Here is a 26209-nt window from a genome sequence, read left to right as displayed (position 1 = left end):
GCGGGTAGCCCGTGCAAGGGCCACCCGCCGCACCGGTCAAAGGAACTTGACCCGCTCGGTCTGGTTGCGTGCCATGGGGTCTCCGGGCGCGCAGTCGAAGGCCTCGCTGAAAGCCGGCAGGTTGGAGGGCCCCAGGTCGGCGCGGACCTGGCTGGGTGCATGGTTTTCCATGTCCATGTCCAGTGCGGTGCGCTCAGCGGTCGCTGCGCGTCGCCAGCAGAAGGCGAAATTGGCGAAGAATCGCTGCTCCCGCGTCATCCCATCCACCATCGGATCCGGGACACCGCGGGTTTTCTCGCGCAGCGCATCCAAGGCGATCGCCAGCCCTCCCAGATCGGCCAGGTTCTCATCCAGGGTCAAGTCGCCATCCACCTCGCGGCCATCGACCTGGTAGCTGCTGACCTGCGCGGCCAGGCGCGCGGCCATCGCATCAAACCGCTGTCGATCCTCTGCCGCCCACCAGTCCCTGCTGGCGCCGTCAGCATCGATGTGGCTTCCGATGGAATCAAACCCATGGGCCATCTCGTGCCCCAGCACGACGCCGATGCCACCGTAGTTGAGCGCGTCATCAGCGGCCGGGTCGAAGAACGGCGGCTGCAGGATCGCGGCCGGCATGACGATGCGGTTCTGGAAGGTGTCCTGGTAAGCATCAACGCTGTGCGCGCTGAGCTTCCATTCGTTCGGATCGACCTGCAGGCCGATGCGGGCGATGTTGCGGTGGTGCACGAACGCCTGCACGGCGTGGACGTCGTGCAGGAAGTCCCGTCCTTCGGTTCCTGCACCTTCCCACTCAGGCCAAGTAGCGGGATGCCCCGTATCAACGCGGATGCGTTCGGCCTTGGCCAGGGCACGGCCGCGCGTGTCCGGCGCCATCCACGCCGCACCCGCCAGCCTGCGATTGAGGGCCGCATGGATATCGGAGGAGAGCGCCTGCACCTGTTGCCCGGTCTGCGCGCTCCATATGGCGGCGATGTACGGCTCACTCATGGCCAGCCCGGCGTTCTGGTCGATGATGTCCAGGACCCGCGCCCAGCGCGGGACCGGCGAACGCCGCCCCTTGAGCACGCCGTCATGGAAGTCGGCGTGTGCCATCGCGAACCGTTGTGCCAAGCAGGGAGCGGCATCGTCCAGTGCATGGAAGCGCAGGTAATGCTTCCAGGTCTGTAGAGGAAGCGCGTCGAGCAAGGTATCCAGGCACCTGAAATAGTCCGGCATGCCAAGCGACAGCTGTCCGGGCGCATCCACGCCATGCTGTTCAAACAGTGCCTCCCATTGCAGTCGCGGTGTCTGCGCGGATGCTTCGGCAACCGTTTGCGGGTTGTAGTAAGGCGTGATGTCGTTGGCGAGGCGGGAGAAGGGTACCGAGGCGGCGGCAAGCATTTTTTCCAGGGCAACGCGACCTCGCCTGCGGCCTGGGCGGCGTCTACCGCCGGCAGGCCCGACAGCGAGAGCATGCGGATGATGTAGGAGCGGTAGGCATCCACACGCGGCGCCATCTGTGGATGGGTATACCAATCGGCGTCTGGAAGGCCCAGCCCGCCTTGGCTGAGATAGGCCATCAGGCGATCGGGGTGCTCCATGTCGGGCAGCGCATTGAGCTGGAACAGCGCATTGCGGCCACGTGCTGTCTGGGCAAACAGGAAGGTGGACAATGCGGCGGTCGTATCGAGGGCATCGATGGCATCCAGTGCCGGTCGTAGCGGCGTGATGCCCAGGACATCCACGCGGCCTTCGTCCATGCCTGCTGACCACAGGTCGGACACGAGTTTTTCGGCTGGGGAGGGATCGGGCAGGGTAGCGACCTGCCGCGCCAACTGCTGGCGGATGGCCAGTGACCGATCACGCAGGTCCACGAAGGTCCCTTGCTGGGTCCGGCTCCGCTCCAGCGCCTCGGTATCCTGCCAACGGCCATTGATGTGGTTGCCCAGGGACGTGCAGGGCGGGCGGGCAGGATCCCGTCCGCTCGCGTTCCACCGCGCCTGCGGTGGCAGCGCGTCGAGGTCCAGGGTGAAGCGGGGCAGCGCAGCGGGCGCCGGAGCAAGGGCTGCCTGCACTGCCTGCCAGTGTCGCTGCAGCACGGGGCGGTAGAGGGTCCCCAGCAGGTCCGCAGCCGCATACACGCCCGCGCCGGCAATGGCGGCCGCGCACAGTCGCTTGTTGCGTATGCAGGCTCCGGCGGCGAAGGCCAGCGCCGGAGGGGCAGGGGGCACGACCGTCCCTGCCTCGTCGTGCAGCAGCCGATCCGCCGCGGCCGTGGCCTCGCTCCCGGGCAGTGCCTGCAGCGGGATACGCGTGTCGGCGGCGGCAGCCCCCGGCGGCCAGCCGCCGCCGCCGCCAACCAGGGCCCGTTGGTGGGCATGGCCATCGACGACGTCCCTCGGCGTCGGCCAGCGGGCCGGATCGGCTTCGGGGGGCGCCGGACCGCGTGCTGCCGGTTCCCCGCCCATCCCTTCGCCGATCAACGACGCATTGGCCTGCTGTGCCATCCACAGAAGCAAGGCGGCGCCAAGGACGTTGCGCGGGAACTGCAGCGCCGGCTGCCTGTGCCCTGCCGCCGCGCGCTGCAGGATCGGCACGCTCATGTCCAGGTCCTGCAGGTTGTCGATGCGCCGCAGCGCAGTGCGGTGCGTGTCGCCCCTCGGACGGGAGAGCGCCGCGGGGGTGCATTGCATGCTGCGTTCGAAGCGCGCAGCCTGCTGGGACATGCTCGAGAAATGGCCGGGCATCGGATCAGGTCTCCAAGGGGGCATCGGTGGCATCGGCTTCACTGCGGCCGGGCACGGGCGAGGGGTCAGGCATCGTTGCCCAGCGGCGGACGAAGGCGGCCAGTGCATCGCCGAACTGCACGGCCATGCGCGGGTCGATGCGGTACAGCCGGTCACCCGCGCTGTGGACCATCGAAGGCGGGGCCAAGGGATGCGCCTGGCGCAGTGCGTAGTAGTCTTCGAACGCCTGCTGTTCGGCGGCGTCGGCGAGTCCAGGCGTGCTGTCGCTGCCCCGCCCGGCCGCCACGTACGCGTCCAGCCACCGGGCTTGGGCATCGTCGATGCGGCGCCATTGCCGGGCCTGCTCCTGGCTGACCTGGCTCAGTCCGACTGCGGGTATGGACACATTCTGGAAGGAGAGGTGGTCGGAGGTGATCACGGACGGGGCCTGCGCCCAGCGCTGGAAGCCGTGATCAGCGAAGACGGCCTGCAGCAGTGCGCTGGCGGAGGTCTCGGCAGGAGAGGGCTGTAGCGGCGTACCGGCTGCCGCACCGCGCAGCCGGGGCTGCGATGCCAAGGCGGCGGTGTCCGAAAGTGCGTAACCCAGGCCGCCGCGGCCCACCAGGTCGATATTGACCGCGAATGTGGGGCAGGCGCCGTGGGCGCGGCACTGCGCCGCGTAGCCCCGGCTGCCGACCAGTCCCATTTCTTCATCGCCGGTGACCAGCAGTTCCACATGGCAGTCCAGGCCGGCAATGTCAGCCTGCAGTTGGCGCGCGACATGCAACAGGGTCGCGACGCCGGCGCCGTTGTCGTACGCCCCCTGCGAGCCCCTCGACAGACCGATCATGTCGCCGTGCGCGACCAGCAGCAGGCGTCTGCCGTCATCTGCGGGACTGCCTGCCGGAAACCGCGCCAACAGGTTCACACCGTGCTGCCGATCCAGCAGGGCGGCCAGTTCGGTGCCGACGGGGAAGGACTGTCGTTCGACCTGGCAGCCAGCCTCCTGCAACAGGGCCTGGATCGTGTCGGTGCGGTGTGCATTGACATGGTTCCAGTCAGCCACTGGCCCGCCTGCCAGGCTTGAAGGGCGAGCCACGATACGTTCCAGGTCGGCCTGCAAGGCCGCGACCTCCGGTGTGTAGATCGACGTCAGGATTTCGATGAGCGCTTCCCATTGTGGCGGCACCGGATAGGCGTCTGCCAACGGCGGCCAGCCGGCGGCCGCGGTGGGCGAGGCCGGCATGCGTGCATGGGCGACCATGGCCTGCAGGTGCGCGACCGTCAAACGAGGTAGCTGCGCGAGGATCGCATTGATCCGATCGGCCAAGCACTGCCTGCTGCCTTCGCACTCACCTGCAGCCTTGGCCAGCGCCTGCGACAGCGGCGTTCCGTCGGGCAGCGTGGTACCGGCGATTTCACGCTGCAGGTCGTCCATCTCTGCGGCAGCAGCGGCGGGGAGTGTCGGCACAGGGGGATGAGGCGAACGGGGCGCAGGGGCGCCTGAAGGGGGCAGCAGGAGGGGCGCGGTCGTCGGGCCTGGTGGGGATGGCGAAGCGCCCAGCACTGCCGTACCGATCAGGCTTCCGGCGATGGAAGCACCGGCCACGGTGCCGCAGATGCGTGGGTGCGCCATGCACGTGCCCGCGGCGGCGCTACCGAACCTGTTGGCGACCGCCAGCAGGGACGGCCCCAGCTGCGCGAAGGTTCGGTCCGCAGCGAGCGCCGGGCCGCTGGCCGGCGTTGCGACCGGCAGTAACGCCTGCGCACTCGTTTCAGCATGCGGCGATGTCTGCGCGCTTGCCGCAGGCATCGCCAGGCTGCCAAAAAGCACGGCGACGGTCAGGTAGCCCGCGAGGTTGTCGACCTTCAGCGTCTTCAGCGGCGCCGCCAGCGCCGTGCGAGGTGCATCGTAACGCTGGTTGTTGAAGGTGCCGGTCCAGTGTCGATGGGCTGCATGTACGTCCATACGCATGGGTGCCTCCGGATGCTGCGTCGTGCCGGGCCGGCAGCGACTCGTGCAGCTCACCGCACCATCGCGCGATGGCGCTACGTACAGAATCGGCGAATGCGACAAGCGGCGCGCGATGCCCGAAAACCATCAGGGCAATGTTGCATTGCTGATCACCTGCCGCTTGGTCGACATGGCACAACGCCATCACCGGCCGTCACCGTCTGCGATAAGGTGGGGGCGCCTCTCCAAGGGCGTGGCAACGAACGTCCCCGGCCGATGCGGGTCGGCTGGGGACACCTTGCCAAGGTGCCGGACCGGCAACCTTCAGGTGCTGCCCCGCCCCTCCGGCCTTACACCACCGGAATGCTGTGCTGCTGGCCCATCGTTCGGTACGGCGGGGTGGACATGATCATCTCTGCCAGCGAGTACGCCAGTTCACGTTCGGCCATCACCGTGCCATCGGCACCATGTTCCAGCAGGTGGCGCACCTCGGCATCGCTGTGTGCGCGCGCCAGCAAGGTCAGGCCGGGATTGATCGCGCGCAGCTTGGCCAGCGCCTCGCCGGCTTCCAGCGGCTGCGGAATGGCCAGCACCGCGATCTTGGCGCGTTCCGGATGCGCTTCGGCCAGCACCCGGTCGGCCGCGGCACTGCCGCGGATCGCCGCGATGCCTGCTGCGTGCGCGCTTTCCACATGTTCCTTGTTGTCGTCGATGACCAGCACGGGCACGCCTTTGTCGCGCAGTACCTGGGCCAGTTCGCTGCCGACCCGGCCATAACCGATGACGATGGCATGGTCATGCAGGTCACGCGAGGGACCGTCGGCTTCTTCCGGCTCCGGTTCGGCCGGCTGCAGCGCAAGCTGGCGGGCCTGCCAGCGATCCAGCAGGCCGAACACCAGCGGGTTGAGCATGATCGACACCAGCGCACCGGCCAGCACCAGTGACTGCCCGGTAGGCGGCAGGATCTGCAGGGCCACGCCGAGCCCGGCGATGATGAAGGCGAACTCGCCGATCTGCGCCAGGCTGGCCGAGATGGTCAGCGCGGTGCTGGTCGGGTGGCCGAACGCCCGCACGATGAAGAACGCGGCAGCCGATTTGCCGAACATGATGATCAGCACCGTGGCGAGCACCTGCCACGGGTGTTCGACGATGATCATCGGGTTGAACAGCATGCCGACCGAGACGAAGAACAGCACGGCGAACGCATCGCGCAGCGGCAGCGAATCGGTGGCCGCCTTGTGGCTGAGTTCGGATTCGTTGAGCAGCATGCCGGCGAAGAACGCGCCCAGCGCGAAGGACACGCCGAACAGCATCGCCGAGCCGAAGGCCACGCCCAGCGCGATCGCCAGCACGGCCAGGGTGAACAGTTCGCGCGATCCGGTGCCGGCGATGCGTTCCAGGATCCACGGAATGACCCGGCGGCCGACCACCAGCATCACCGCCACGAACAGGCCGAGCTGCACGAAGGTCCAGCCGATGTCGGCCAGTACGCTGCCGATGCTGTGGTTTTCCTTGGCGGCATCGGGACCGAAGACGCCGGCCAGCACCGGCATCATCACCAGGGCGAGCACGCAGGCCAGGTCTTCGACGATCAGCCAGCCGACGGCGATCTTGCCGCGCAGGGTTTCCAGCAGGCGGCGTTCTTCCATCGCGCGCAGCAGCACCACGGTACTGGCGGTGGCCAGCGAAAAACCGAACACGATGCCGTGGATGACCGGCCAGCCCATCAGGCTGGCCACGCCCCAGCCGAGCAGGGTGGCCACCAGGATCTGGCCGATGGCCCCGGGGATGGCGATGGCCTTCACCGCCATCAGGTCCTTCAGCGAGAAGTGCAGGCCGACACCGAACATCAGCAGCATCACGCCCAGTTCGGCCAGCTGGTTGGCCAGTGCCTGGTCGGCGACGAAGCCGGGAGTGAACGGACCTACGCAGATGCCAGCGACCAGATACCCGACCAACGGAGACAAACGCAGCTTGTTGGCCAGCGCGCCGAAGATGAAGGCGAGCCCGAGGCCAACGGCGACGATGTTGATCAGGTCGGTGTCATGGTGCATCAGGTCTCGCAGTAAATCGGGGGATGTCCCGATTTTCACCGATGGGCCCGGATACAGCAAACGCCGGGCAGTGCCCGGCGTCTGTTGGCGTTGCAGGCGAGGGTGCCGAGCCAGGCCCGGACGCCGTTACCAGGTGTAGCGGATGCGGCCGTAGACGTAGGCGCCGTTGAAGCCGAACGGCGAGTAGTTGCTGTACGGCAGCATGCCCCAGGTGGAGTTCTGCAGGTCCACGGTGCGGTCCGGGTACTCGTCCAGCAGGTTGTCCGCACCCAGGGTGAGGGTCCAGTTCTCGCTGGGCTTGTAGCTGGCCGATGCATCCAGCACCCATTTCGCATCGTAGGTCTGGTCGCGGGTGGCGGTGGCCGAGTTGCGCACGGTGAAGCTGCCGTATCGGGTGGCGGCCAGGCCGAGTTCCCAGTGATCCGAACGCCAGGTGCCGCTGACGATGGCCTTGTCGCGCGGGAAGCTGTCTTCGATGCGGCCGATTTCATCACGACCGATCAGCGCCTGGGTGATGCCGAGGGCCTGGAAGGCAGCCGGCGAGGCGTCGAACTTCTTCACTTCGGTGTCGTTGTAGCTGTAGGCGGCGGTCAGTTCCAGGCTGCTGGCACTAAACGGCACGGTATAGCTGGCCACGGCATCGACGCCGCGGGTGCGGGTGTCCAGGCCGTTGGTGAAGTACGAGAACGCGGTGACCTGCGGCAGGCCCAGGCCGGTCAGCAGGTCGGCCACGGCGGTGTTGCCGGTGGTGGTGATGTTGGACGACAGCGCGATGCGGTCGTCGATCTCGATCTGGTACGCATCCACGGTCAGGTACAGGCGGTCGACCGGCTGCAGCACCAGGCCGACGCTGTAGGAGGTGGAGGTTTCCGCCTTCAGCGGTGCCGAACCCAGGGCCTGCGCGGCCGCGCTGGCGGCCGGGAAGGTGCCGCGCTCGACGAAGCTGCCGTTGACGATGGTGCTGGTGACGGCCTGGTAGCTCTGCTGGGCCAGCGACGGGGCGCGGAAGCCGCTGGAGGCGGTGGCGCGCAGGGCAACTTTGTCGGTGAACGCATAGCGTGCCGAGAGCTTGCCGGAGAACTTGTCGCCGAAGTCCGAGTAATCCTCGTAGCGACCGGTCACACCGGCGGAGAATTTATCGGTCAGGTCGGCTTCCAGCCCCGCATAGACGGCGTAGTTGTCGCGGTCTTCGTCGACGGCATTGATCGGGGTGAAGCCGCCGAAGCCCTGCGCGCCGCTGCCGGTGTAGGAGTTCAGTTCGCCCGGACGCTGTTCCCAGGTCTCACGACGGTACTCGCCACCGAAGGACAGGGTGACCGGATAGGCCAGGCCCCAGTCCAGCGACTTGGTGAAGTCGGCGTTGAAGATGTCCTGGGTGTACTTCAGCGTGCCATCGTAGAAGTCGCTCGGGCTGGTCGCACCGAGGCTGTAGTTGATGCTGTTGCGGGTGTGGAAGTCGAGCGTGTTCTCGCCGTGGTTGGCGCTCAGGTCCCAGGTCCAGCCACTTTCGGTGCTGCCCTTGACGCCGGCCACGACCGAACGGTCCTTGGAGTACTGGTTGATCTGCGGCACGTAGCCGTCGGGATAGATCTGGGCCAGCAATGCGGTCTGGCCGCTGTGGTTGGGCGAACGGTAGAACGCGAACGAGGTGATGTCGCGGTTGCTGAGCAGCGCGTTGGCGTAACCGGTGACGTTGTCGCTGAAGGCGAAGCTGGCGTTGGCAGAAACTGCCGAGGCATCTACCTGCGGATCGCCGACCACGAAGGTCTTCTCGCCGATGTCGGGGAAGTTGCCGGTATTGGGGGTCGTGCCCAGGTAGGGGCCGGCGCGGTTGCTTTCGTCCTGCTGGCTGTACTGGCCCGCCAGGTGGACCTGGCCGCGGCCGTCGCCGAAGGTGAAGCCGGCATCGCCGGATAGCTGGTTCTTGTTGCCATCGCCGGCGGCGTACTGGCCGTGGTCGATGGCCAGGCTGCCGCCGCTGCCGCTGCCCTTCAGCACGATGTTGATGACACCGGCGATGGCGTCCGAACCGTACTGGGCCGAGGCACCGTCACGCAGCACTTCCACGCGTTCGATGGCGCCGATCGGGATGGCATTGATGTCCACCGCCGAGGAGCCACGGCCGATGCTGCCGTTGACGTTGATCATCGCCGAGGTGTGGCGGCGCTTGCCGTCCACCAGCACCAGCACCTGGTCCGGGGACAGGCCGCGCAGCTGCGCCGGGCGGATGCCGCTGGTGCCGTCGGTCAGCGCCGGGCGCGGGAAGTTCAGCGAGGGCAGGGCGCGCGACAGCGCGGTGGCCAGTTCGGACGTGCCGGTGGACTGCAGCGCCTCGGGGGTGATGATGTCGATCGGCGACTGCGATTCGGCGACCGTACGGTCGGCCACGCGGGTGCCGGTGACGATCACCGTGTCGAGCGTGTTGGCGGTCTGCGCGGCGGCGGAGAAGGCGGACGCGCCGAGCACCAGGGCGACGGCGGCAGCGAGTTGGCTGGTCTTGCGGGTCATCAGGACGTGGCTCCGGTTGGGGGAGGCACCGGGGCGACATCTCGGGGAGCGGGACGGCGTTGTTGCGGTGCGCAATACAGCAATTAACGACAATTTAATCCCCTGTCAAATGACGGTAACGTCAAAAACCATTGCAGAAGCAACCATTTAGCCGCAATGACAGGGTCTTGGGGGAGGGGCCCGGGAGGCGCTGGCCGACCTCCGTGGGAGAGAGAGGAACGACCCTGGCGCGCCCCCGGGATACGTCAAGTATTCGTTAACGTTAGAATTGCGTCGCAGGAAAGGTGCTCACCAGCACATTCCATTCCGTTATATGGACCCCCCCGATGATCTCCCTCCGTAATTTCGCCTTGCGCCGCGGCGAGCGGCTGCTGTTGTCCAACGTCGACCTGACCCTGCATGCCGGTTACCGGGTGGGTGTGGTCGGCCGCAACGGTGCCGGCAAGTCCAGTCTGTTTGCCGCCGTGCAGGGCGAACTGGAAGCTGACAAGGGCGATGTCGACCTGCCCGGCAAGGTGCGTATCGCCAGCGTGGCCCAGGAAACGCCTTCACTGCCGGATCCGGCGCTGAGCTTCGTGCTGGGCGGCGACGTGGTGGTGGCAGCGGTGCTCGCCGAAGAAGCCGCTGCGACCGCCCGCGAGGACTGGGAAGCGGTGGCCGAAGCGCATACGAAGATGGCCGAAGTCGGTGCCTACGACGCCGAAGCGCGTGCCGGCAAGCTGCTGCACGGCCTGGGCTTCCCGGCCGATACGCACCACCGTGCGGTGTCCTCGTTCTCCGGTGGCTGGCGCGTGCGCCTGAACCTGGCACGCGCGCTGATGATGCCCAGCGACCTGCTGCTGCTCGATGAGCCGACCAACCACCTGGACCTGGACGCGGTGTACTGGCTGGAGCAGTGGCTGCTGAAGTATCCCGGCACGCTGCTGCTGATCTCGCATGACCGCGAGTTCCTGGACAACGTGGCGACCCACACGCTGCACCTGCACAACGGCGGCGCCAAGCTGTACACCGGCGGCTACACCGACTTCGAGCGCCAGCGTTCGGAGCAGCTGCGCCAGCAGCAGATCGCGCACGAGAAGGAACAGAACGAGCGCGCCCACCTGCAGAGCTTCATCGACCGCTTCAAGGCCACCGCCTCGAAGGCGGCACAGGCGCAGAGCCGCATGAAGCGCCTGGCCAAGATGGCCGGCACCGAAGCGGTGCGTGCCGAACGCGAGTTCCGCATCGAGTTCGCACCGCCGGCCAAGCTGCCGTTCTCGCTGATCCGGCTGAACCATGTCGAGGCCGGCTACGGCGCCGATTCGGTGATCCTGCACAACGTTGGCTTCGGTCTGGAAGCGGGCCAGCGCATCGGCCTGCTCGGTCCGAACGGCGCTGGCAAGACCACCCTGGTGAAGACCCTGGTCGGCGAGCTGGATCCGATCAGCGGTGATCGCGCGGCACACCCGGACCTGAAGATCGGCTACTTCGCCCAGCACACGGTGGAATCGCTGCACGAAGGGCAGTCGCCGATGGAGCATTTCCGCGATATCGCCCCGGACGCGCCGAACCAGTCGTTCCGCGATTTCCTCGGCAAGTGGAACTTCGCCGGCGACCGCGCGTTCGAGTCGGTGGATGGGTTCTCCGGTGGCGAGCGCGCACGGCTGGCGCTGGCGTTGATCGCCTACCAGCAGCCGAACGTGCTGCTGCTCGATGAGCCGACCAACCACCTTGACCTGGAAATGCGCGAGGCATTGGCCGAAGCGCTGAGCGATTTCGAGGGCGCCATCGTGATGGTGTCGCATGACCGGCATCTGATCGGCCTGGTCTGCGATACGTTCTGGCGCGTGGCCGATGGCGTGGTGGAGCCGTTCGATGGCGACCTGGACGAGTACGCGGCGTGGCTGCGTACCCGTCCGCAGGCACAGGGCACCAAGGCCAAGCTGGCCGAAACCGTGGCCCCGGTGGCGGTGAAGACCGAGCCGGTGGTCCAGGTGGTGCAGAAGAAGGCACCGAACCCGCACAAGCTGGCGGCCGCGGAGGGCAAGGTGGCCGAACTGGAGGCCAGCCTGGCCGAACTGGACCGGCAGTTGGCCGATCCGTCCAACTACGCCGATGCCACGCGCATGGCGGTGCTGGGACGCGATCGCGAAGCGACGGCAGCGCAGCTGGAAAAGGCCGAAGCGGCCTGGATGGCGCTGCTGGAAGGCTGACTGCCGTTGCGCGTGCGGACCACGGTCCGCACCTGCATCCGTGGGTCAGGCGGCGCCCTGCAACCACGCGGCGAAACGCCGCGCAGGTTCGCGTTCAGTGCGCGAACGCAGCCGTGTCAGCCAGTAACTGCCCAGTTCGACCGTCTGCGCGAACGGTTGCTGCAACCGGCCCTCGGCCAGTTCCTGTTCGAACATGCACAGCGGCAGCAGCGCGATGCCGGCGCCGCTGGTCGCGGCGGCGGCCAGGGTCAGCGAGGAGTCGAAAACAGGCCCGCGCGCTTCCACCCCGCTGATGCCCGCGGCCTGCAGCCAGCGCGGCCATTCGTCACTGCGATACGAACGCAGCAGCGGCAGGCCGGCCAGATCGCCCGGCACGCGCAGCCGGCGTGCCAGGCCCGGTGCGCACAATGGCGCAAACGGCGCGGCCAGCACGCGCGTGCAGACCTGTCCCTGCCAGTCGCCGTCGCCGAAGCGGATGGCCAGGTCCAGGCCTTCGCCGGCCAGGTCGATGCGGTTGTTGTGGGTCTGCAGGCGCAGCTCGATATCCGGATGGGCGGCGTCGAAGTCGGCAAGCCGCGGCAGCAGCCAGCCGGTGGCGAAGGTGCCCACCACCCCCAGCGTCAGCACCTCCTTTTCGCCACTGCCGGTGAAGCGTGCCAAGGCCAGGCTGATCCGGTGGAAGGCTTCGTTCATCACCGGATACAGCGCCGCGCCTTCATCGGTCAGCGCCACGCCACGCGGCAGCCGATGGAACAGGCGAACGCCCAATCGGTCTTCCAGGCCGCGGATCTGATGACTGAGCGCCGCCTGGCTGACGCACAGTTCCAGTGCGGCGCGGGTCAGGTTCTGGTGGCGGGCGGCGGCTTCGAAGGCGCGCAGGGCGTTGAGCGGAAGCGAAGGCGACAACATGGCAGGCCGTGCTGAGCTGGATTGATGGCGGATGGTAGCGCGCCACCTTGATGCCGTCGCGGGTGGCGGAATTCGCTCATTCCGTCATGAGATTTTCGAGGGACTCTCCCCAGTACGTCGCGCTGGTCGGTTGCCCGCCGCGGCCCCACCATGGGCCCACCTCGACTGGAGAACGCCCATGCTGTCGCGCCGCCATTTCCTGCAGTCCAGTGCCGTCGCGCTGGCCTCGTCACTCGCTGTGCCGGCCCTGGCAGGCGGCGCGCCCGCCGCGGTACCAGACCGCATCGCCACGGCTGCGGACTTCGCCGCGCTGGAAAAGGCCAGCGGAGGGCGGCTCGGTGTGACCCTGCTGGACACCCGCACCGGCAAGCGGACAGGGCACCGCCAGGACGAGCGCTTCCCGATGTGCAGCACGATCAAATGGATGATCGCCGCGGCGGCGCTGCATCGCGCCGAGGGCCAGCCGGGGTTCCTGGATGAGCGCCTGCCGATGCGCTCGGAGGACCTGATCGAGCATGCGCCGACGACCCGCCGCCACGTGGGCAAGGACCTGAGCGTGCGCGACCTGTGCCGGACCACGATGGTGACCAGCGACAACCCGGCGGCGAACCTGCTGCTGCGCCGCCTGGGTGGACCACCGGCACTGACCGCGTTCATGCGTTCCCACGATGACGCGGTGACCCGCAGTGACCGCTACGAGCCGGAGCTCAACCGGTTCACGCCGGGCGACCCGCGCGACACCACCAGTCCGGCCGCCAGTGCGGCCAGCCTGCAGCGGTTCGTGCTCGGCGATGCGCTGCAGCCGGCATCGCGGCAGCAGCTGGCGGACTGGCTGATCGACAATGAAACCGGCGACGCCACGTTGCGTGCAGGGCTGGGCACGCGATGGCGGGTGGGTGACAAGACCGGCAGCAACGGCAAGGACACGCGCAACGACATCGGCGTGCTGTGGCCGCTGGGCGGTGGCAGCGCATGGGTGCTCACCGCTTACCTGCAGGGTGCCAGCGTGGACAGTGGCCAGCGCGATGCGGTGCTGGCCCGGGTCGCCGCGCTGGCGGAGGGAATGATCGGCTGACGTGGGGGCGAGCAGGCTCGCCCGCCACGCAGGTTGCCGGGCGGCCGGGGAGTGCCGCCCGTGCCCGGCACTGCAGGCTAGGCGGCCTTGCCGCTGCCTTCCACCGCTTCAAGGAAGTCGCGTCCCCAGCGGTCCACGTCGTAGTACTCGACGATGCCGTGCAGCTGGCGCTGGCGCGCTTCGGCTTCTTCTTCGGGCATCAGCAGCGCCTGCATCAGGCCGGCGGCCAGGTCGGCCGGGTCATGCGGATTGGTCAGCACCGCGCCTTTCAGCTCCGCGGCCGCACCGGCGAACTCACTCAGCACCAGCACCCCGTTGCTGCCTTCGATGCCGTGGGTGGCGATGAACTCCTTGGCCACCAGGTTCAGGCCATCGCGCAGCGGGGTGATCCACATCACCTGTGCGGCTGCGTAGTGCGCCACCACCTGTTCGAACGGCAACGCCTTGGCGAAGAAGCGCACCGGCGTCCAGTCCAGCCGCGCGAAGCGGCCGTTGATGCGCCCCACGGCCTGTTCAATCTGATTCTGCAGAGTGCGGTACACGGTCATTTCGCGTGCCGCCGGCACGCAGACCATCAGCAGGGTGACCTTGCCGCACTGCTCCGGATGCTGCTCCAGCACCCGTTCGAAGGCTTCCAGCTTGGCCAGCGTGCCCTTGGTGTAGTCCAGCCGTTCCACCGACAGCACCAGCTTGCGTGCACCGATCTCGCGGCGCAGCTTGAAGATGTCGTTGCGCACGTCGCTGCGCGCCAGGGTGTCGTGGATGCGGCGCAGGTCGGTGCCGACCGGGTGTGCGCCGAGTGCCACTTCGCGATCGCCCACGCGCAGGCGGGTGGTCATGGTGTCCAGCCCCACCGCGCAGCCGTAGGTGAGGAAGCGCGGCGCGCAGTTTTCCCAGGCCAGGCGTTCCACCGGCGCGGCCCCGCGCACCACGTCGACGAAGTTCTCCACCTGGCGCGGGATGTGGAAGCCGATGTAATCGCACGACAACAAGCTGCCGATGATCTCGCGTCGCCACGGCACCACGTTGAACACGTCGGCCGAGGGAAAATAGGTGTGGTGGAAGAAGGCGATCTTCACGTCCGGGCGCAGCTCGCGCAGGTAGGCCGGCACCATCCACAGGTTGTAATCATGGATCCACACGGTCGCCCCGTGCGCCGCTTCGGCCGCGGTGGCTTCGGCAAACTTGCGGTTGACCTTCAGGAATACCTGCCAGTCGTCTTCGCGGAAGCGCGCGCGTTCCCAGAACACGTGCAGCATCGGCCAGAACGCTTCTTTGGAAAAGCGCTTGTAGAAGATGTCCACTTCCTGCCGGCTCAGCGGCACGCGGGTGGCGCGCAGGGTGGGGTACTGGGTTTCGTCCACCTGCACGTGGCGCTGGAACGGCCGGTGCTTGGGGTCATCGATGCCCCAGGCGATCCAGCTGCCCTTCTGCCCGCCCTTGAAGAAGCTCAGCAGCGAGGGAATGATGCCGTTCGGCGAACGCGGCGGACGCTGCACCAGCTTGCCGTCCTCGATCGCTTCATCGAACGGCAGGCGGTGGTAAACCATCAGCAGCTGGGCGCCTTCGTGCGACACCGGCGCGGGTGCAGCCAGGTGGGGATCGCGGGCGTCGAGCAGGTTGAAATGGGTGATCGCTTCCAGGATGCCGCCACAGCCGGGCGCCTGCGCATGCAGGGTGCGCTGCTGGCCCGCGGTGGCGTCCAGCAGCGCCGGTTCGGACTGGCCGACACACACGCCGCGGAAACCGGCGACGTACATGGAAAGATCGTTGAGGGTGTCACCGGCGACCAGGATGCGTTCGACCGGCAGGCCCAGGGTGCGCGCCAGGGCGGCCAGCGTGCGGCCCTTGTCGGTGCCCGGCGGCAGGATGTCGAGGTAACGGTCAGCCGAATACAGCACATCGCAGCCCAGCGCGCGTGCGGTCTGTTCGATCTGCGCGCGCAGCGGTGCGAGCGTCTCCGGATCGCAGAAGTACGAGCAGCGGCGTTCCTGTGGCACGTCCTGGCGCTGCAGCGCGGTGTAGGGGCGCATCGCGGCGGCCACCACGTGCTCGCCGGGCCAGTGCGCTTCGATCATCGACTGCAGCGGCTGCAGGGGTTGCAGGGTGTGGCCATCGACCACGGTCGCGCCGACATCGCAGACGATGTAATCCGGGCGCGGGATCGAGGGATCGGACAGCAGGGGCATCACCGCTTCCAGGCCGCGGCCGGTGATGAAGATGAGCTGGATCCCGGGATGCTGGTCGATCAGCCGGTACAGGCGGTGGCGCTGTTCGGCGCTGCCTGCCAGGAAGGTGCCATCCAGGTCGGTGGCCAATATCAGTTGCGGCGGTGCTGCGCTTTCGACAACGGGGATTACGGGTTCGGTAGCAGAGGGAGGGCTTCCAACAGTCAATGCGTTTCCTTTTCAGGGTGGAGGGGAGTTTCGGTTTCGGGCATCAGTTCCAGCGCCGATGGCGTGGTGCGCAACATCGCGCGGAACGGTGCCGGATGGGTGCGCAGGCGCGCGTGCGAGAGCAGCCGCATGCCGGTGAAGGCGGCCAGGCAGATCAACACGGCCGCGAAGTACAGCGGCAGCGCGGGGGCGCCGAAGTGGCTCATCAGCGCGCCGGCGATGGCCGGGCCGACCGCCGCGCCGACGCCATGCACCAGCAGCAGGCTGCTGCAGCCGGACAGCAGGTCTTCGCTGGCCAGGTAATCGAGCATGTGCGCCACCGCGAACGGGTACAGCGCGAACACCAGCCCGCCGTAGCAGAACACCAGCAGGAACATCACATGCAGTTGCTGCTGGATCAGCGGCATGGCCGCCAGCACCGCCAGCCCGGCGGCGGCCAGGCTGACCGCCATCAGGCCGATGCGCCGGTCGTGGCCATCGCTGATGCGGCCGAGCGGCCATTGCAGCAGGGCGCCGCCGGCGATGGCCGCCAGCATGAACAACGGCACGCCATCGCCGCTCAGGCCGATGTCCCCGGCAAATACCGGCAGCAGGCCCCAGAACGGTCCCATGGCCAGCCCGGACAGACCGGCGGCGACGGTTGCCACCGGCGCCAGGGAGTACAGGTTGCCGAGCTTCAGGCGCGGTACGTTGGGCACGTCCGGCTGCTGCAGGCGGGTGGCGGTGACCGGCAGCATGGCCGCGCAGACCAGCAGCGCGGTGACCGTGAACATCGCCGCCGCGCCGGCATCGCCGAGCATCAGCAGCACCTGGCCCAGCGCCAGCGCGGACAGGTTGATCATCATGTACAGCGAAAACACCCGGCTGCGCCGCTGCGGGTCGGGTTCGGCGTTGAGCCAGCTTTCGATGACGGTATACAGGCCGACCAGCGCGATGCCGGTGACTACCCGCAGCAGGCCCCAGCCCCACGGATCCAGCCACAGCGGATGCAGCAGCACCGCCATGGTGGCGAGCGCGGCGTGGAAGGCGAAGGCGCGGCTGTGGCCCATGCGCCGGATCAGCGGCGGGGCGGTGAAGGTGCCGACGAAGAAGCCGGCGAAGTAGCCGGACATCACCCAGCCCAGCGCGTTGGCGCTGAAGCCCTCCTGCCCGCCGCGCACGGCCAGCAGGGTGCCCAGCAGGCCGCCGCCGGTAAGCAGCAAAGCCACGCCAAGCAGCAGTGAAGTCAGCCGCAACATGGGTGCGACCTTCGTGGGGAAGGTTGGGCAAACACGTCACCGACCTTAACACAGGGGGTCTGCCGGGCTGCCTGCAATGCCTTAACATGCGCGCCTGATTCCCATCTGACCACTACCATGCCGATCTACGGATTCGCCTGCGCCGACTGCGGCCACGCCTTTGACCGCCTGCAGAAAATTGCCGATGCAGACCCGACGCAGTGCCCTTCCTGTGGCAAGGAGACGGTGAAGCGGCAGATCACCGCGCCTTCGTTCCGACTGGCCGGCGGTGGCTGGTATGAGACCGACTTCGGTTCCAACAAGAAGAACCTGGCGGAGAAACCGGCAGCGGCAGCGTCTGCCAAGAGCGAATAAGCCGGCAGGGTTTGCGCCCTGCGACGTGGCTGGGTAGGGTGGAGCGATGAACCTGCTCCGGACGTCCTGTCTCACTGCGCTGTTGGCCCTTGCAGGCTGCAGCAACCCTTCCCCTGACCCGGTCGCGCACGAGGTGGCCAACGCGCCGGCCGATGCCTTCCTTGCCAGCGTGGCCGCTTACTGTGGCAAGGCCTTTGCCGGCCAGGTGGTGGAAGACAATCCGGCCAGCACCGGCCCGGACCCGTTTGCGGGAAAACCGCTGGTGATGCATGTACGTGGCTGCGAGGACCCGGCCCACGAGCTGCGGATCCCGTTCCATGTCGGCGATGACCATTCGCGCACCTGGGTGCTCAGCCGCACCGAAACCGGGTTGCGCCTGAAGCACGACCACCGGCATGCCGACGGCAGCCCGGATGCGATCACCCTGTATGGCGGCGACAGCAAGCGCCCGGGCACGGCCCAGCGCCAGGAGTTCCCGGTCGATACCGATTCGGTGGCGATGTTCCGCAAGGCCGACATGCTGGCCTCCACGCACAACACCTGGGCGATGGAGATCGATCCGGATCGGCAGTTCGTCTACGAACTGACCCGGCCCGATGGGCGACGCTTCCGCGTGGTGTTCGACCTGGCCCGGCCGGTGGCATTGCCGCCGGCGCCGTGGGGCGCGGACAAACAGCGTGACGACCAACGGTCGTCACCCACCAGGGCAGGAGGCTGACGGCCAGCGGCCGTCACTACCGACGGGTGGTCAGCGCACGCCGAAGCGTGCGCGGCAGCCGTTGCTGACCCACAGGCTGCCGTTGCTGTACCCCCAGGTCTGGTTCTCCCTGCACGCGCTGCCGGACAGCTGTTCGATCAACACCGGCCGGCCGCGCCGTGCTTCCCATGCGCAGCTGGAACGCCGCTTGTCGTTGCTGCTGCAGGTGACGCTGTAATTGTTGTTGGCCCCGCCCCAGCCGCCGCCCCAATTGCCCCCGCTGGAGCCGCGGGCTTCGGCGAACTCGCCGCGACAGCCACCGTTGACCCAGACCGCGCCATTGCGGGTGCCCCAGGTGCGGCCTTCCACGCAGGCCGTGCCGGAGATCTGCCGGACCAGCCGCGCGTTGCGCCAGCCCGTGTTGCACACCCGCTCGCGGTTGTTCTGGCTCTCGCAGCGGATGCTGCCACTGTCCTGGCCGCCGCCGCCGCCCCAGTTGCCGCCGTGGCCGCCGCCGCCTCCGCCTCCGCCTCCGCGCAGCGACGTGGCGATGTCCTGTTTGATGCGCGAAAAGCCCCAGCCGGAATTGACCTGGGCCAGGTAGAACTGCAACTGGTCGTCCGGGATGCGGCGCCCATTGGACTGGTCGGCATACTCCTGGGCGATCACCCGTCTGCGATCATTGCCGGAAAGCTGGGACAGGTTTTCCGGCGCGTAGGCGCGGGTGCCGATCTGGGCATGGGCGGGAAACAGCGGGGTAGAGCAGGCAAGCGCGGTGGCCAGGCAGGCCAGGGTCCAGCGGTTCATGGCGACATCCCCGAGCGGTCGATGGTGGGCGAATATAGGGATGGACCGGATTAAATCGGCGTGACTGCCAAGGATTTGCCCCCGGTGGGGGCTCGGCCCCAGAATAACGGGCTTTCCGGTCCTTCCTGGCGCCGGCGTACAACAGCGGAGCTTTCCCCCATGCGTACCCACTTCTGCGGCCTGGTCGACGAGACCCTGATCGGCCAGACTGTCACCCTCGCCGGCTGGACCGACGTGGCCCGTAACCAGGGCGGCGTCTGCTTCATCGATCTTCGCGATCATGAGGGCATCGTGCAGGTGACGGTGGAGGTCGACAACGCCGAAGTGTTCGCCGTGGCCGCCTCGCTCGGTTACGAGGATGTGCTGCAGGTGGAGGGCGTGGTGCGTGCCCGCCACGCGGTCAACGACAAGATGGCCACCGGCAAGGTGGAAGTGATCGCCACGGCCATCACCGTGCTCAACAAGGCCGCGCCGCTGCCGTTCCATGCACACGAGAACCCGGGCGAAGAAACCCGCCTGAAGTACCGTTACCTGGACCTGCGCCGCCCGGAAATGCAGCGCATGCAGCGCACCCGCATCAAGCTGGTGCAGGCGCTGCGCCGCCACCTGGACGAGCGTGGCTTCCAGGACATCGAAACCCCGATCCTGACCAAGGCCACCCCGGAAGGCGCGCGCGACTTCCTGGTGCCGGCGCGCATGCATCCGGGCGAGTTCTACGCCCTGCCGCAGAGCCCGCAGCTGTTCAAGCAGATCCTGATGGTGGCCGGCTTCGACCGCTACTACCAGATCGCGCGCTGCTTCCGCGACGAGGCCCTGCGTGCCGACCGCCAGCTGGAGTTCACCCAGCTGGACATGGAGTTCGCCTTCGTGCGCGAGCAGGACGTGCAGGATTTCGTGGAGGACATGATCCGCGGCATCTTCAAGGAAGTGGTCGACGTGGAGCTGGACGCCAGCTTCCCGCGCATGACCTGGGCCGAGGCGATGCGTCGCTATGGCTCGGACAAGCCGGACCTGCGCATCGCGCTGGAACTGGTGGACGTGGCCGAGCTGGTCAAGTCCAGTGAGTTCCCGGTATTCACCGCCGCTGCCAACGATGCCGACGGCCGCGTGGCGGCACTGCGCATCCCCGGTGGCGCCACGCTGTCGCGCAAGCAGATCGACGAATACGCCGCCCACGCCGCCAAGTACGGCGCCAAGGGCCTGGCCTACATCAAGGTGGGCGAGAACGGTGAAATCAGCTCGCCGATCCAGAAATTCTTCAGCGAAGACGGCTTTGCCGCGCTGCTGGCCCACGTCGGCGCCGGCAATGGGGACATCGTGTTCTTCGGCGCGGGTGGCTACAACAAGGTGTCCGATTTCATGGGCGCGCTGCGGTTGAAGGCCGGCAAGGACTTCGGCCTGGTCGCTGATGGCTGGGCACCGCTGTGGGTCACCGACTTCCCGATGTTCGAATGGGACGAGGAAGCACAGCGCTACGTCGCCCTGCACCATCCCTTCACCGCACCGGCGGTGGATGACATCGCCGACCTGCGCACGCACGCGAAGACCGCGGTGTCGCGCGGCTATGACATGGTGCTCAACGGCAACGAGATCGGCGGTGGTTCGATCCGTATCCACCGTCCGGACATGCAGAGCGCGGTGTTCGAGCTGCTCGGCATCGATGCCGAAGAAGCGCGCGCCAAGTTCGGCTTCCTGCTGGATGCGCTGAACTACGGCGCGCCGCCGCACGGTGGCATCGCCTTCGGCATCGACCGCATCGCCGCGCTGATGGCCGGTACCGAGTCGATCCGCGACGTCATCCCGTTCCCGAAGACCACCGGCGCGCAGTGCCTGATGACCGATGCGCCGTCGCCAATCGCCGATGCACAGCTGGCCGAAGTGCACATCCAGGTGCGTCCGAAGAAGGCCTGAGGCATCCAACGGCTGCCGGACACCCGCCGGCAGCCTTCCGGCAGCGCCGTCGCGCCTGCTCGACACTACAAGGGCAAGCACATGGTCCAGGGTTCCTACCGCATCCGCCGTGCCACTGTCGACGACGCAGCGACCTTGTCAGTGCTCGCGGCGCGTACCTTCACCGAAACCTTCGGCCACCTGTACCCGCCGCAGCACCTGCGGGATTTTCTCGACGAGAACTACGCCGTGGACCGCCAGCGGATCATCCTGGCGCACCCGGATTACGCGGTGTGGCTGCTGGAGCACGACGGCGTGGCGATCGGCCACGCGGCGGCCGGCCCATGCGGCCTGCCGCATCCGGATGTGAGGCCTGGCGATGGCGAACTGAAGCGGCTGTACCTGGTCAAGACCGAGCAGAGCAGCGGCTGGGGCAGCCGGCTGCTGGAGACCGCGCTGGCCTGGCTGGAGCGCGACGGCCCGCGTCCGCTGTGGCTGGGGGTGTGGTCGGAAAACTTTGGCGCGCAGCGCTTCTATGCCCGCTACGGCTTCCACAAAGTGGGCGAGTACCTGTTCCCGGTCGGTGACACCAACGACCTGGAGTTCATCCTGCGGCGTGAACCGTCGTCCGGCTGAGGGCATTCGTTCACTGACGCTTTCTGCGGGCTGGCGCTCAATCGTGGCACCATGCCCCTGCATGCCACGCCACACAGCCAGCCCACATCGATGACTGCTTCGGTCCTGCTCCTGCATGGAATCTGGAACGCCCGCGCCTGGGTCGGTCCGCTCGCCTGGCGCCTGCGCGCGCGTGGCTTCCAGGTCGAAACCTTCGGCTATTCCAGCGTGCTCGGCGGCCCGGACGTGGCCGTGCCGCAACTGCTGCAGCGCCTGCAGCAGCGCGGTCCGGTGTCGCTGGTCGGCCACAGCCTGGGCGGGCTGGTGGCGCTGGAGGCGCTGCGCCAGGATCCCGGCCTGCAGGTAGAGCGGGTGGTCTGCCTGGGATCCCCGCTGCGCGGCAGCGGCACGGCCCGCATCCTCGCCGAACACGGCTGGGCCGCCGCGCTCGGGCGCAGCAGCGAACTGCTGCTGGATGGCCTGCCGGACTGGCAGGGCGCGGCCAAGGTGGGCTTGATCGCCGGCTGCGTGCCGCACGGGCTCGGCAGCCTGCTGGGGGCGCTGGAAGGCGACTCCGACGGCACCGTGGCGCTGGCGGAAACCCGGCTGCCGGGACTGGCCGATCACTGTGTCGTGCGCTGCAGCCACAGTGGGCTGGTGTTTTCGCTGGACGCGGCGCGGCAGACCGCGCAGTTCCTGCGCCATGGGCGCTTCCATCCCGGGCAGGCGTCGGCTGCGGCCTGACCGCAGCGGGCCGTGCGGCGGGGTGGACACGGTAGTGGCGCCCGATCAGGTAGAATCCGCGCCCTGTTCCTGAAGCTGCCAAACGGAAGCCCCCATGGGTAGAGGTCCCTCCATCGAAGGCCGCAAAAACGCGTCTGACGCGAAGCGCGGCAAGATTTTCACCAAGATCATCCGCGAGATCGGCGTTGCCGCGCGCGGTGGCGGAGGCGACCCCAACAACAACCCGCGCCTGCGCGTGGCCATGGACAAGGCGTTGTCATCGAACATGTCCAAGGACGTGATCGAGCGGGCGATCAAGAAGGCCACCGGTGAGCTGGAAGGCGTCGAGTACGAAGAGATCCGCTACGAGGGCTATGCGCCCGGTGGCGTGGCCGTGATCGTCGACTGCCTGACCGACAACAAGGTGCGCACCGTCGCCGATGTCCGCCATGCGTTCAGCAAGTGCGGCGGCAACATGGGCACCGAAGGCTCGGTGGCGTTCATGTTCAAGCGCCTGGGCGTGATCAGCTATGCGTCCGGCGCCGACGAAGACCGCATCACCGAAGCGGCGATCGAGGCCGGTGCGGACGACATCGTGGTGTATCCCGATGACGCCTCCATCGACGTGGTCACCGCGCCGGACGCCTTCCACGCCGTGCGCGATGCGATGGCCGCCGCCGGCCTGGCCGGTGATCATGCCGAAATCACCTTCCGCGCCGACAACGACATCTCGGTGGAGGGCGACACCGCCCTGCAGGTGAAGAAGCTGCTGGACATGCTGGAAGACCTCGACGACGTGCAGGATGTCTACTCCAACGCCGATCTCGGCGCGCACGCCTAAGCCTGTCAATGACCCGCATCCTCGGCATCGACCCCGGTTCGCAACGTACCGGGGTCGGCATCATCGACGTCGATGCGGCCGGCCGGGTCACGCACGTCCACCACCAGCCGCTGGTGCTGCTGGGTGCGGATGATTTCCCGCAGCGGATGAAGATCCTGGTGCTCGGACTGGCCGAGCTGATCGTGACCTACCAGCCCGATGAAGTGGCCATCGAAAAGGTATTCATGGCGCGCAACCCGGATTCGGCGTTGAAGCTGGGCCAGGCCCGCGGGGCGGCGATTTCGGCGGTGGTGCTGCGCGACCTGCCGGTCAGCGAATACGCGGCCAGCGAGATCAAGCTGGCGGTGGTCGGACGCGGCGGGGCGGAAAAACAACAGGTCCAACACATGGTCGGGCTCATGCTCGGCCTGAAGACGAAGCTGCAGGCCGACGCCGCTGATGCGTTGGCCGTGGCCATCACCCATGCCCATGTACGGGCCACGGCCAACCGCCTGGGGCTCAGCGCCCGCCAGGCGTGGGGCCGGAAATGAGGAGCACTGCTGCATGATCGGTCGCCTGCGTGGAATCGTCGCCTACAAGGCGCCGCCGTGGCTGGTGGTGGACGTCAACGGGGTCGGCTACGAGCTGGAAGCCCCGATGAGCACGTTCTACGACCTGCCTGACATCGGCCGCGAGGTGATCCTGTACACGCACTACGCGCAGAAGGAAGACAGCGTTTCGCTGTACGGCTTCCTGCGCGACGGCGAGCGCCGCCTGTTCCGCGACGTGCAGAAGGTCAGCGGAATCGGCGCGAAGATCGCGCTGGCGGTGCTGTCGGCGGCCAGCGTGGAAGAATTCGTGCGGATGGTGCAGTCCGGTGACGTCACCGCGCTGACCCGCATCCCTGGCATCGGCAAGAAGACCGCTGAGCGCATGGTGCTGGAACTGCGCGACCGTGCCGCGCAGCTGGGCGCAGGCGGCGCACTGCCGTCCAGCAGCGGGCCGGCCGCGGCCGATCCGGTGTCCGAAGCCACCGTGGCGCTGCAGCAGCTGGGTTACAAGCCAGCCGAAGCGGCGCGCATGGCGCGCGACGCCAATGCCGAGGGCGACGACGTCGCCATGGTCATCCGCAAGGCGCTGCAGTCGGCCCTGCGCTGAAGCCCCCTTTACCTTTCGATACCCCCACCGAGCCCCGCCATGTCCACCCCCAGCAACCCGCAAGATGGCAGCCACGGCCATGCACCCACCGGGAGCAGCATGGCTCTGGTGGTCGGTGCGATCGGCGTGGTGTTCGGTGACATCGGCACCAGCCCGCTGTACACCCTGAAGGAAGCGTTCTCCGGCCATTACGGGCTGACCAGCGACCACGACACGGTGCTGGGCGTGCTGTCGCTGTCGTTCTGGGCGCTGATCCTGGTGGTGACCCTGAAGTACGTCACCATCATCATGCGCGCCGACAACGAGGGCGAAGGCGGGATCATGGCGCTGATGGCGCTGACCCAGCGGACGCTGAGCAAGGGCTCGCGTTCGGCCTACGTGGTCGGCATCCTCGGCATCTTCGGCGCCTCGCTGTTCTTCGGCGACGGGGTGATCACCCCGGCCATCTCGGTACTGGGCGCGGTGGAAGGCCTGGAAATCGCAGCGCCCGGCCTGCATCGCTTCATCCTGCCGATCACCATCGTGGTGCTGCTGGCGGTGTTTGCCGCGCAGCGTTTCGGTACCGAAAAGATCGGCAAGGCGTTCGGGCCGATCACCAGCATCTGGTTCATTTCGCTGGCGGCGATCGGCCTGTACAACATCGTCGATGCCCCCGAAGTGTTGAAAGCCTTCAACCCGTGGTGGGCGATCCGCTTCTTCATGGACCACGGCTGGCACGGGGTGTTCATCCTCGGCGCGGTGGTGCTGGCGGTCACCGGTGGCGAAGCGCTGTACGCGGACATGGGCCACTTCGGTGCCAAGCCGATCCGCCACGCCTGGTACTTCTTCGTGCTGCCGTGCCTGGTGATGAACTACCTGGGCCAGGGCGCGCTGGTGCTGGAGCATCCCGAGGCGGTGAAGAACCCGTTCTTCGAAGCAGTGCCGGACTGGGCGCTGTACCCGATGATCATCCTGGCCACGATGGCCGCGGTGATCGCCTCGCAGTCGGTCATCACCGGGGCGTTTTCGGTATCGCGCCAGGCGATGCAGCTGGGCTACATCCCGCGCATGCGGATCAAGCACACCTCGCACGACACCATCGGCCAGATCTACATCCCCGGCATCAACTGGGGCCTGGCGGTGATGGTGATCGGACTGGTGCTGGCCTTCCAGAGCTCGTCCAACCTGGCGGTGGCCTACGGCATTTCGGTGTCGGGCACGATGCTGATCGATACCCTGCTGCTGGCCCTGGTGGCGCGCAGCCTGTGGCCGAAGTCGCGGCACTGGATCGTGGCGCTGTGCGTGGTGTTCTTCATCATCGACCTGGGCTTCGTGATCGCCAACGGTGCCAAGCTGATGCAGGGCGCGTGGTTCCCGGTGGTGCTGGGCATCCTGCTGTTCACCCTGATGCGCACCTGGCGCCGCGGGCGCGAACTGCTGCGTGACGAGATCCGCAAGGACGGTATCCGCCTGGATACGTTCCTGCCGGGGCTGATGCTGGCGCCGCCGGTGCGCGTGCCGGGCACGGCGGTGTTCCTGACCGCCGATCCGACCGTGGCGCCGCATGCGCTGATGCACAACCTCAAGCACAACAAGGTGCTGCACGAGCGCAATGTGTTCCTGCATGTGGTGACCCTGCCGGTGCCGTACGCGCCGGAGGGGCATCGGTTGAAGATCGAATCGGTCGGTGATGATTTCCACCGGGTCTACGTCAAGTTCGGCTTCATGGAGACCCCGGACGTGCCGCTGGCGCTGATGCGTTCGTGCGACCACGGCGGGATCTACTTCGATCCGATGGACACCACCTTCTTCGCCAGCCGCGAAACCATCGTGGCCACCGCCAACCGCGGCATGCCGATCTGGCGCGACAAGCTGTTCGCGCTGATGCACCGCAACGCCGCGCCGGCGACCGGGTTCTTCCGGATTCCGGGCAACCGGCTGGTGGAACTGGGCGCACAGGTAGAGATCTAGGGTTTTCTGCGCTGCGCGCGGCTTGAGGCGCAAGCAACGGCAACTGCAAGGGCAAAAGCCTGCGGGCTAGTGGTTGGCGGGGCGGGGAGGCTTGGCGGGGGACGGCAACAGCCGCTCCTGCGGGCCTCGTTTCGCGCCATCCATGGCGCTCAACGCCCCCGCCA

Annotated in this window: 19 protein-coding genes and 1 pseudogene; 11 read left to right on the top strand and 9 right to left on the bottom strand. The window is 67.5% G+C overall.

The genetic code is table 11. The features are described from left to right. Nucleotides 1-36 precede the first annotated feature (36 nt). The 5 genes and pseudogenes from RTX79_RS08555 to RTX79_RS08535 form a co-directional block, all read right to left on the bottom strand. Nucleotides 37-1380, bottom strand: coding sequence for a M13 family metallopeptidase (locus tag RTX79_RS08555; protein ID WP_312683199.1), 1344 nt, complete (start codon nucleotides 1378-1380; stop codon nucleotides 37-39). A 35-nt stretch (nucleotides 1381-1415) separates the two neighbouring features. Continuing rightward, nucleotides 1416-2447 (bottom strand): annotated as a pseudogene (locus RTX79_RS08550) (hypothetical protein); the annotation flags it as partial. Nucleotides 2448-2730: 283 nt separating this feature from the next. Then, a complete protein-coding gene (locus RTX79_RS08545) occupies nucleotides 2731-4680 on the bottom strand; it encodes a M28 family peptidase (protein ID WP_312683198.1) in 1950 nt (649 codons plus the stop codon). A 329-nt stretch (nucleotides 4681-5009) separates the two neighbouring features. Continuing rightward, nucleotides 5010-6713 (bottom strand): YbaL family putative K(+) efflux transporter, encoded by a 1704-nt coding sequence (ybaL, locus tag RTX79_RS08540; RefSeq protein WP_057506883.1) that lies wholly within the window; start codon nucleotides 6711-6713, stop codon nucleotides 5010-5012. A 126-nt stretch (nucleotides 6714-6839) separates the two neighbouring features. Continuing rightward, complete coding sequence (locus RTX79_RS08535; protein ID WP_312683197.1) at nucleotides 6840-9221, bottom strand: TonB-dependent receptor plug domain-containing protein; 2382 nt, start codon at nucleotides 9219-9221, stop codon at nucleotides 6840-6842. A gap of 326 nt (nucleotides 9222-9547) precedes the next feature. Here RTX79_RS08535 and RTX79_RS08530 point away from each other — a divergent pair, with 326 nt between their 5' ends. Next, nucleotides 9548-11413: an ABC-F family ATP-binding cassette domain-containing protein gene (locus RTX79_RS08530; RefSeq protein WP_057506881.1), complete on the top strand. Its 1866-nt coding sequence runs from the start codon at nucleotides 9548-9550 to the stop codon at nucleotides 11411-11413. Nucleotides 11414-11458: 45 nt separating this feature from the next. On the opposite strand, the gene RTX79_RS08525 is transcribed toward RTX79_RS08530, so the two are convergent. Further along, nucleotides 11459-12322 carry a LysR family transcriptional regulator gene (locus tag RTX79_RS08525; protein WP_312683196.1) on the bottom strand — a complete coding sequence of 288 codons (864 nt, stop codon included), beginning with the start codon at nucleotides 12320-12322 and terminating at the stop codon, nucleotides 11459-11461. A 178-nt stretch (nucleotides 12323-12500) separates the two neighbouring features. Between RTX79_RS08525 and bla the strand changes: the two genes are divergently transcribed. After that, entirely contained in the window at nucleotides 12501-13397 is an 897-nt protein-coding gene (bla, locus tag RTX79_RS08520) for a class A beta-lactamase (RefSeq protein ID WP_312683194.1), read from the top strand. A gap of 77 nt (nucleotides 13398-13474) precedes the next feature. On the opposite strand, the gene ggpS is transcribed toward bla, so the two are convergent. Then, entirely contained in the window at nucleotides 13475-15721 is a 2247-nt protein-coding gene (gene ggpS, locus RTX79_RS08515) for a glucosylglycerol-phosphate synthase (protein ID WP_312683405.1), read from the bottom strand. Between the two features lie 68 nt (nucleotides 15722-15789). Next, nucleotides 15790-17031 (bottom strand): MFS transporter, encoded by a 1242-nt coding sequence (locus RTX79_RS08510; RefSeq protein WP_312683193.1) that lies wholly within the window; start codon nucleotides 17029-17031, stop codon nucleotides 15790-15792. A 117-nt stretch (nucleotides 17032-17148) separates the two neighbouring features. Between RTX79_RS08510 and RTX79_RS08505 the strand changes: the two genes are divergently transcribed. Together RTX79_RS08505 and RTX79_RS08500 are read left to right on the top strand one after the other, a co-directional pair. Then, nucleotides 17149-17385 (top strand): FmdB family zinc ribbon protein, encoded by a 237-nt coding sequence (locus tag RTX79_RS08505; RefSeq protein WP_057506877.1) that lies wholly within the window; start codon nucleotides 17149-17151, stop codon nucleotides 17383-17385. A gap of 46 nt (nucleotides 17386-17431) precedes the next feature. Continuing rightward, nucleotides 17432-18103: a hypothetical protein gene (locus RTX79_RS08500; protein WP_123700591.1), complete on the top strand. Its 672-nt coding sequence runs from the start codon at nucleotides 17432-17434 to the stop codon at nucleotides 18101-18103. Between the two features lie 30 nt (nucleotides 18104-18133). Here RTX79_RS08500 and RTX79_RS08495 read toward each other — a convergent pair whose 3' ends face one another. Then, a complete protein-coding gene (locus tag RTX79_RS08495; protein WP_312683190.1) occupies nucleotides 18134-18889 on the bottom strand; it encodes a DUF3011 domain-containing protein in 756 nt (251 codons plus the stop codon). 159 nt (nucleotides 18890-19048) lie between these two features. Between RTX79_RS08495 and aspS the strand changes: the two genes are divergently transcribed. From aspS to RTX79_RS08460, 7 genes are all read left to right on the top strand, one after another. Next, nucleotides 19049-20800 carry an aspartate--tRNA ligase gene (aspS, locus tag RTX79_RS08490; protein ID WP_312683188.1) on the top strand — a complete coding sequence of 584 codons (1752 nt, stop codon included), beginning with the start codon at nucleotides 19049-19051 and terminating at the stop codon, nucleotides 20798-20800. An 81-nt stretch (nucleotides 20801-20881) separates the two neighbouring features. After that, nucleotides 20882-21415, top strand: coding sequence for a GNAT family N-acetyltransferase (locus RTX79_RS08485; protein ID WP_312683186.1), 534 nt, complete (start codon nucleotides 20882-20884; stop codon nucleotides 21413-21415). A 90-nt stretch (nucleotides 21416-21505) separates the two neighbouring features. Beyond that, nucleotides 21506-22138, top strand: a complete 633-nt coding sequence (locus RTX79_RS08480; protein WP_312683185.1) for an esterase/lipase family protein — start codon at nucleotides 21506-21508, stop codon at nucleotides 22136-22138. Between the two features lie 94 nt (nucleotides 22139-22232). Then, nucleotides 22233-22958: a YebC/PmpR family DNA-binding transcriptional regulator gene (locus RTX79_RS08475; RefSeq protein WP_312683184.1), complete on the top strand. Its 726-nt coding sequence runs from the start codon at nucleotides 22233-22235 to the stop codon at nucleotides 22956-22958. An 8-nt stretch (nucleotides 22959-22966) separates the two neighbouring features. After that, on the top strand, nucleotides 22967-23488 hold the full coding sequence (gene ruvC, locus RTX79_RS08470; RefSeq protein WP_057506871.1) for a crossover junction endodeoxyribonuclease RuvC: 522 nt from the start codon (nucleotides 22967-22969) through the stop codon (nucleotides 23486-23488). A 13-nt stretch (nucleotides 23489-23501) separates the two neighbouring features. Then, a complete protein-coding gene (ruvA, locus tag RTX79_RS08465; protein ID WP_042613465.1) occupies nucleotides 23502-24095 on the top strand; it encodes a Holliday junction branch migration protein RuvA in 594 nt (197 codons plus the stop codon). Nucleotides 24096-24134: 39 nt separating this feature from the next. Next, nucleotides 24135-26045, top strand: a complete 1911-nt coding sequence (locus tag RTX79_RS08460; protein ID WP_123700595.1) for a potassium transporter Kup — start codon at nucleotides 24135-24137, stop codon at nucleotides 26043-26045. Nucleotides 26046-26209 lie beyond the last annotated feature (164 nt).

Origin of the sequence: Stenotrophomonas chelatiphaga (assembly GCF_032054965.1) — a bacterium.
GTDB lineage: Bacteria > Pseudomonadota > Gammaproteobacteria > Xanthomonadales > Xanthomonadaceae > Stenotrophomonas > Stenotrophomonas chelatiphaga.
This window is presented reverse-complemented; position numbering and strand designations above follow the sequence as displayed.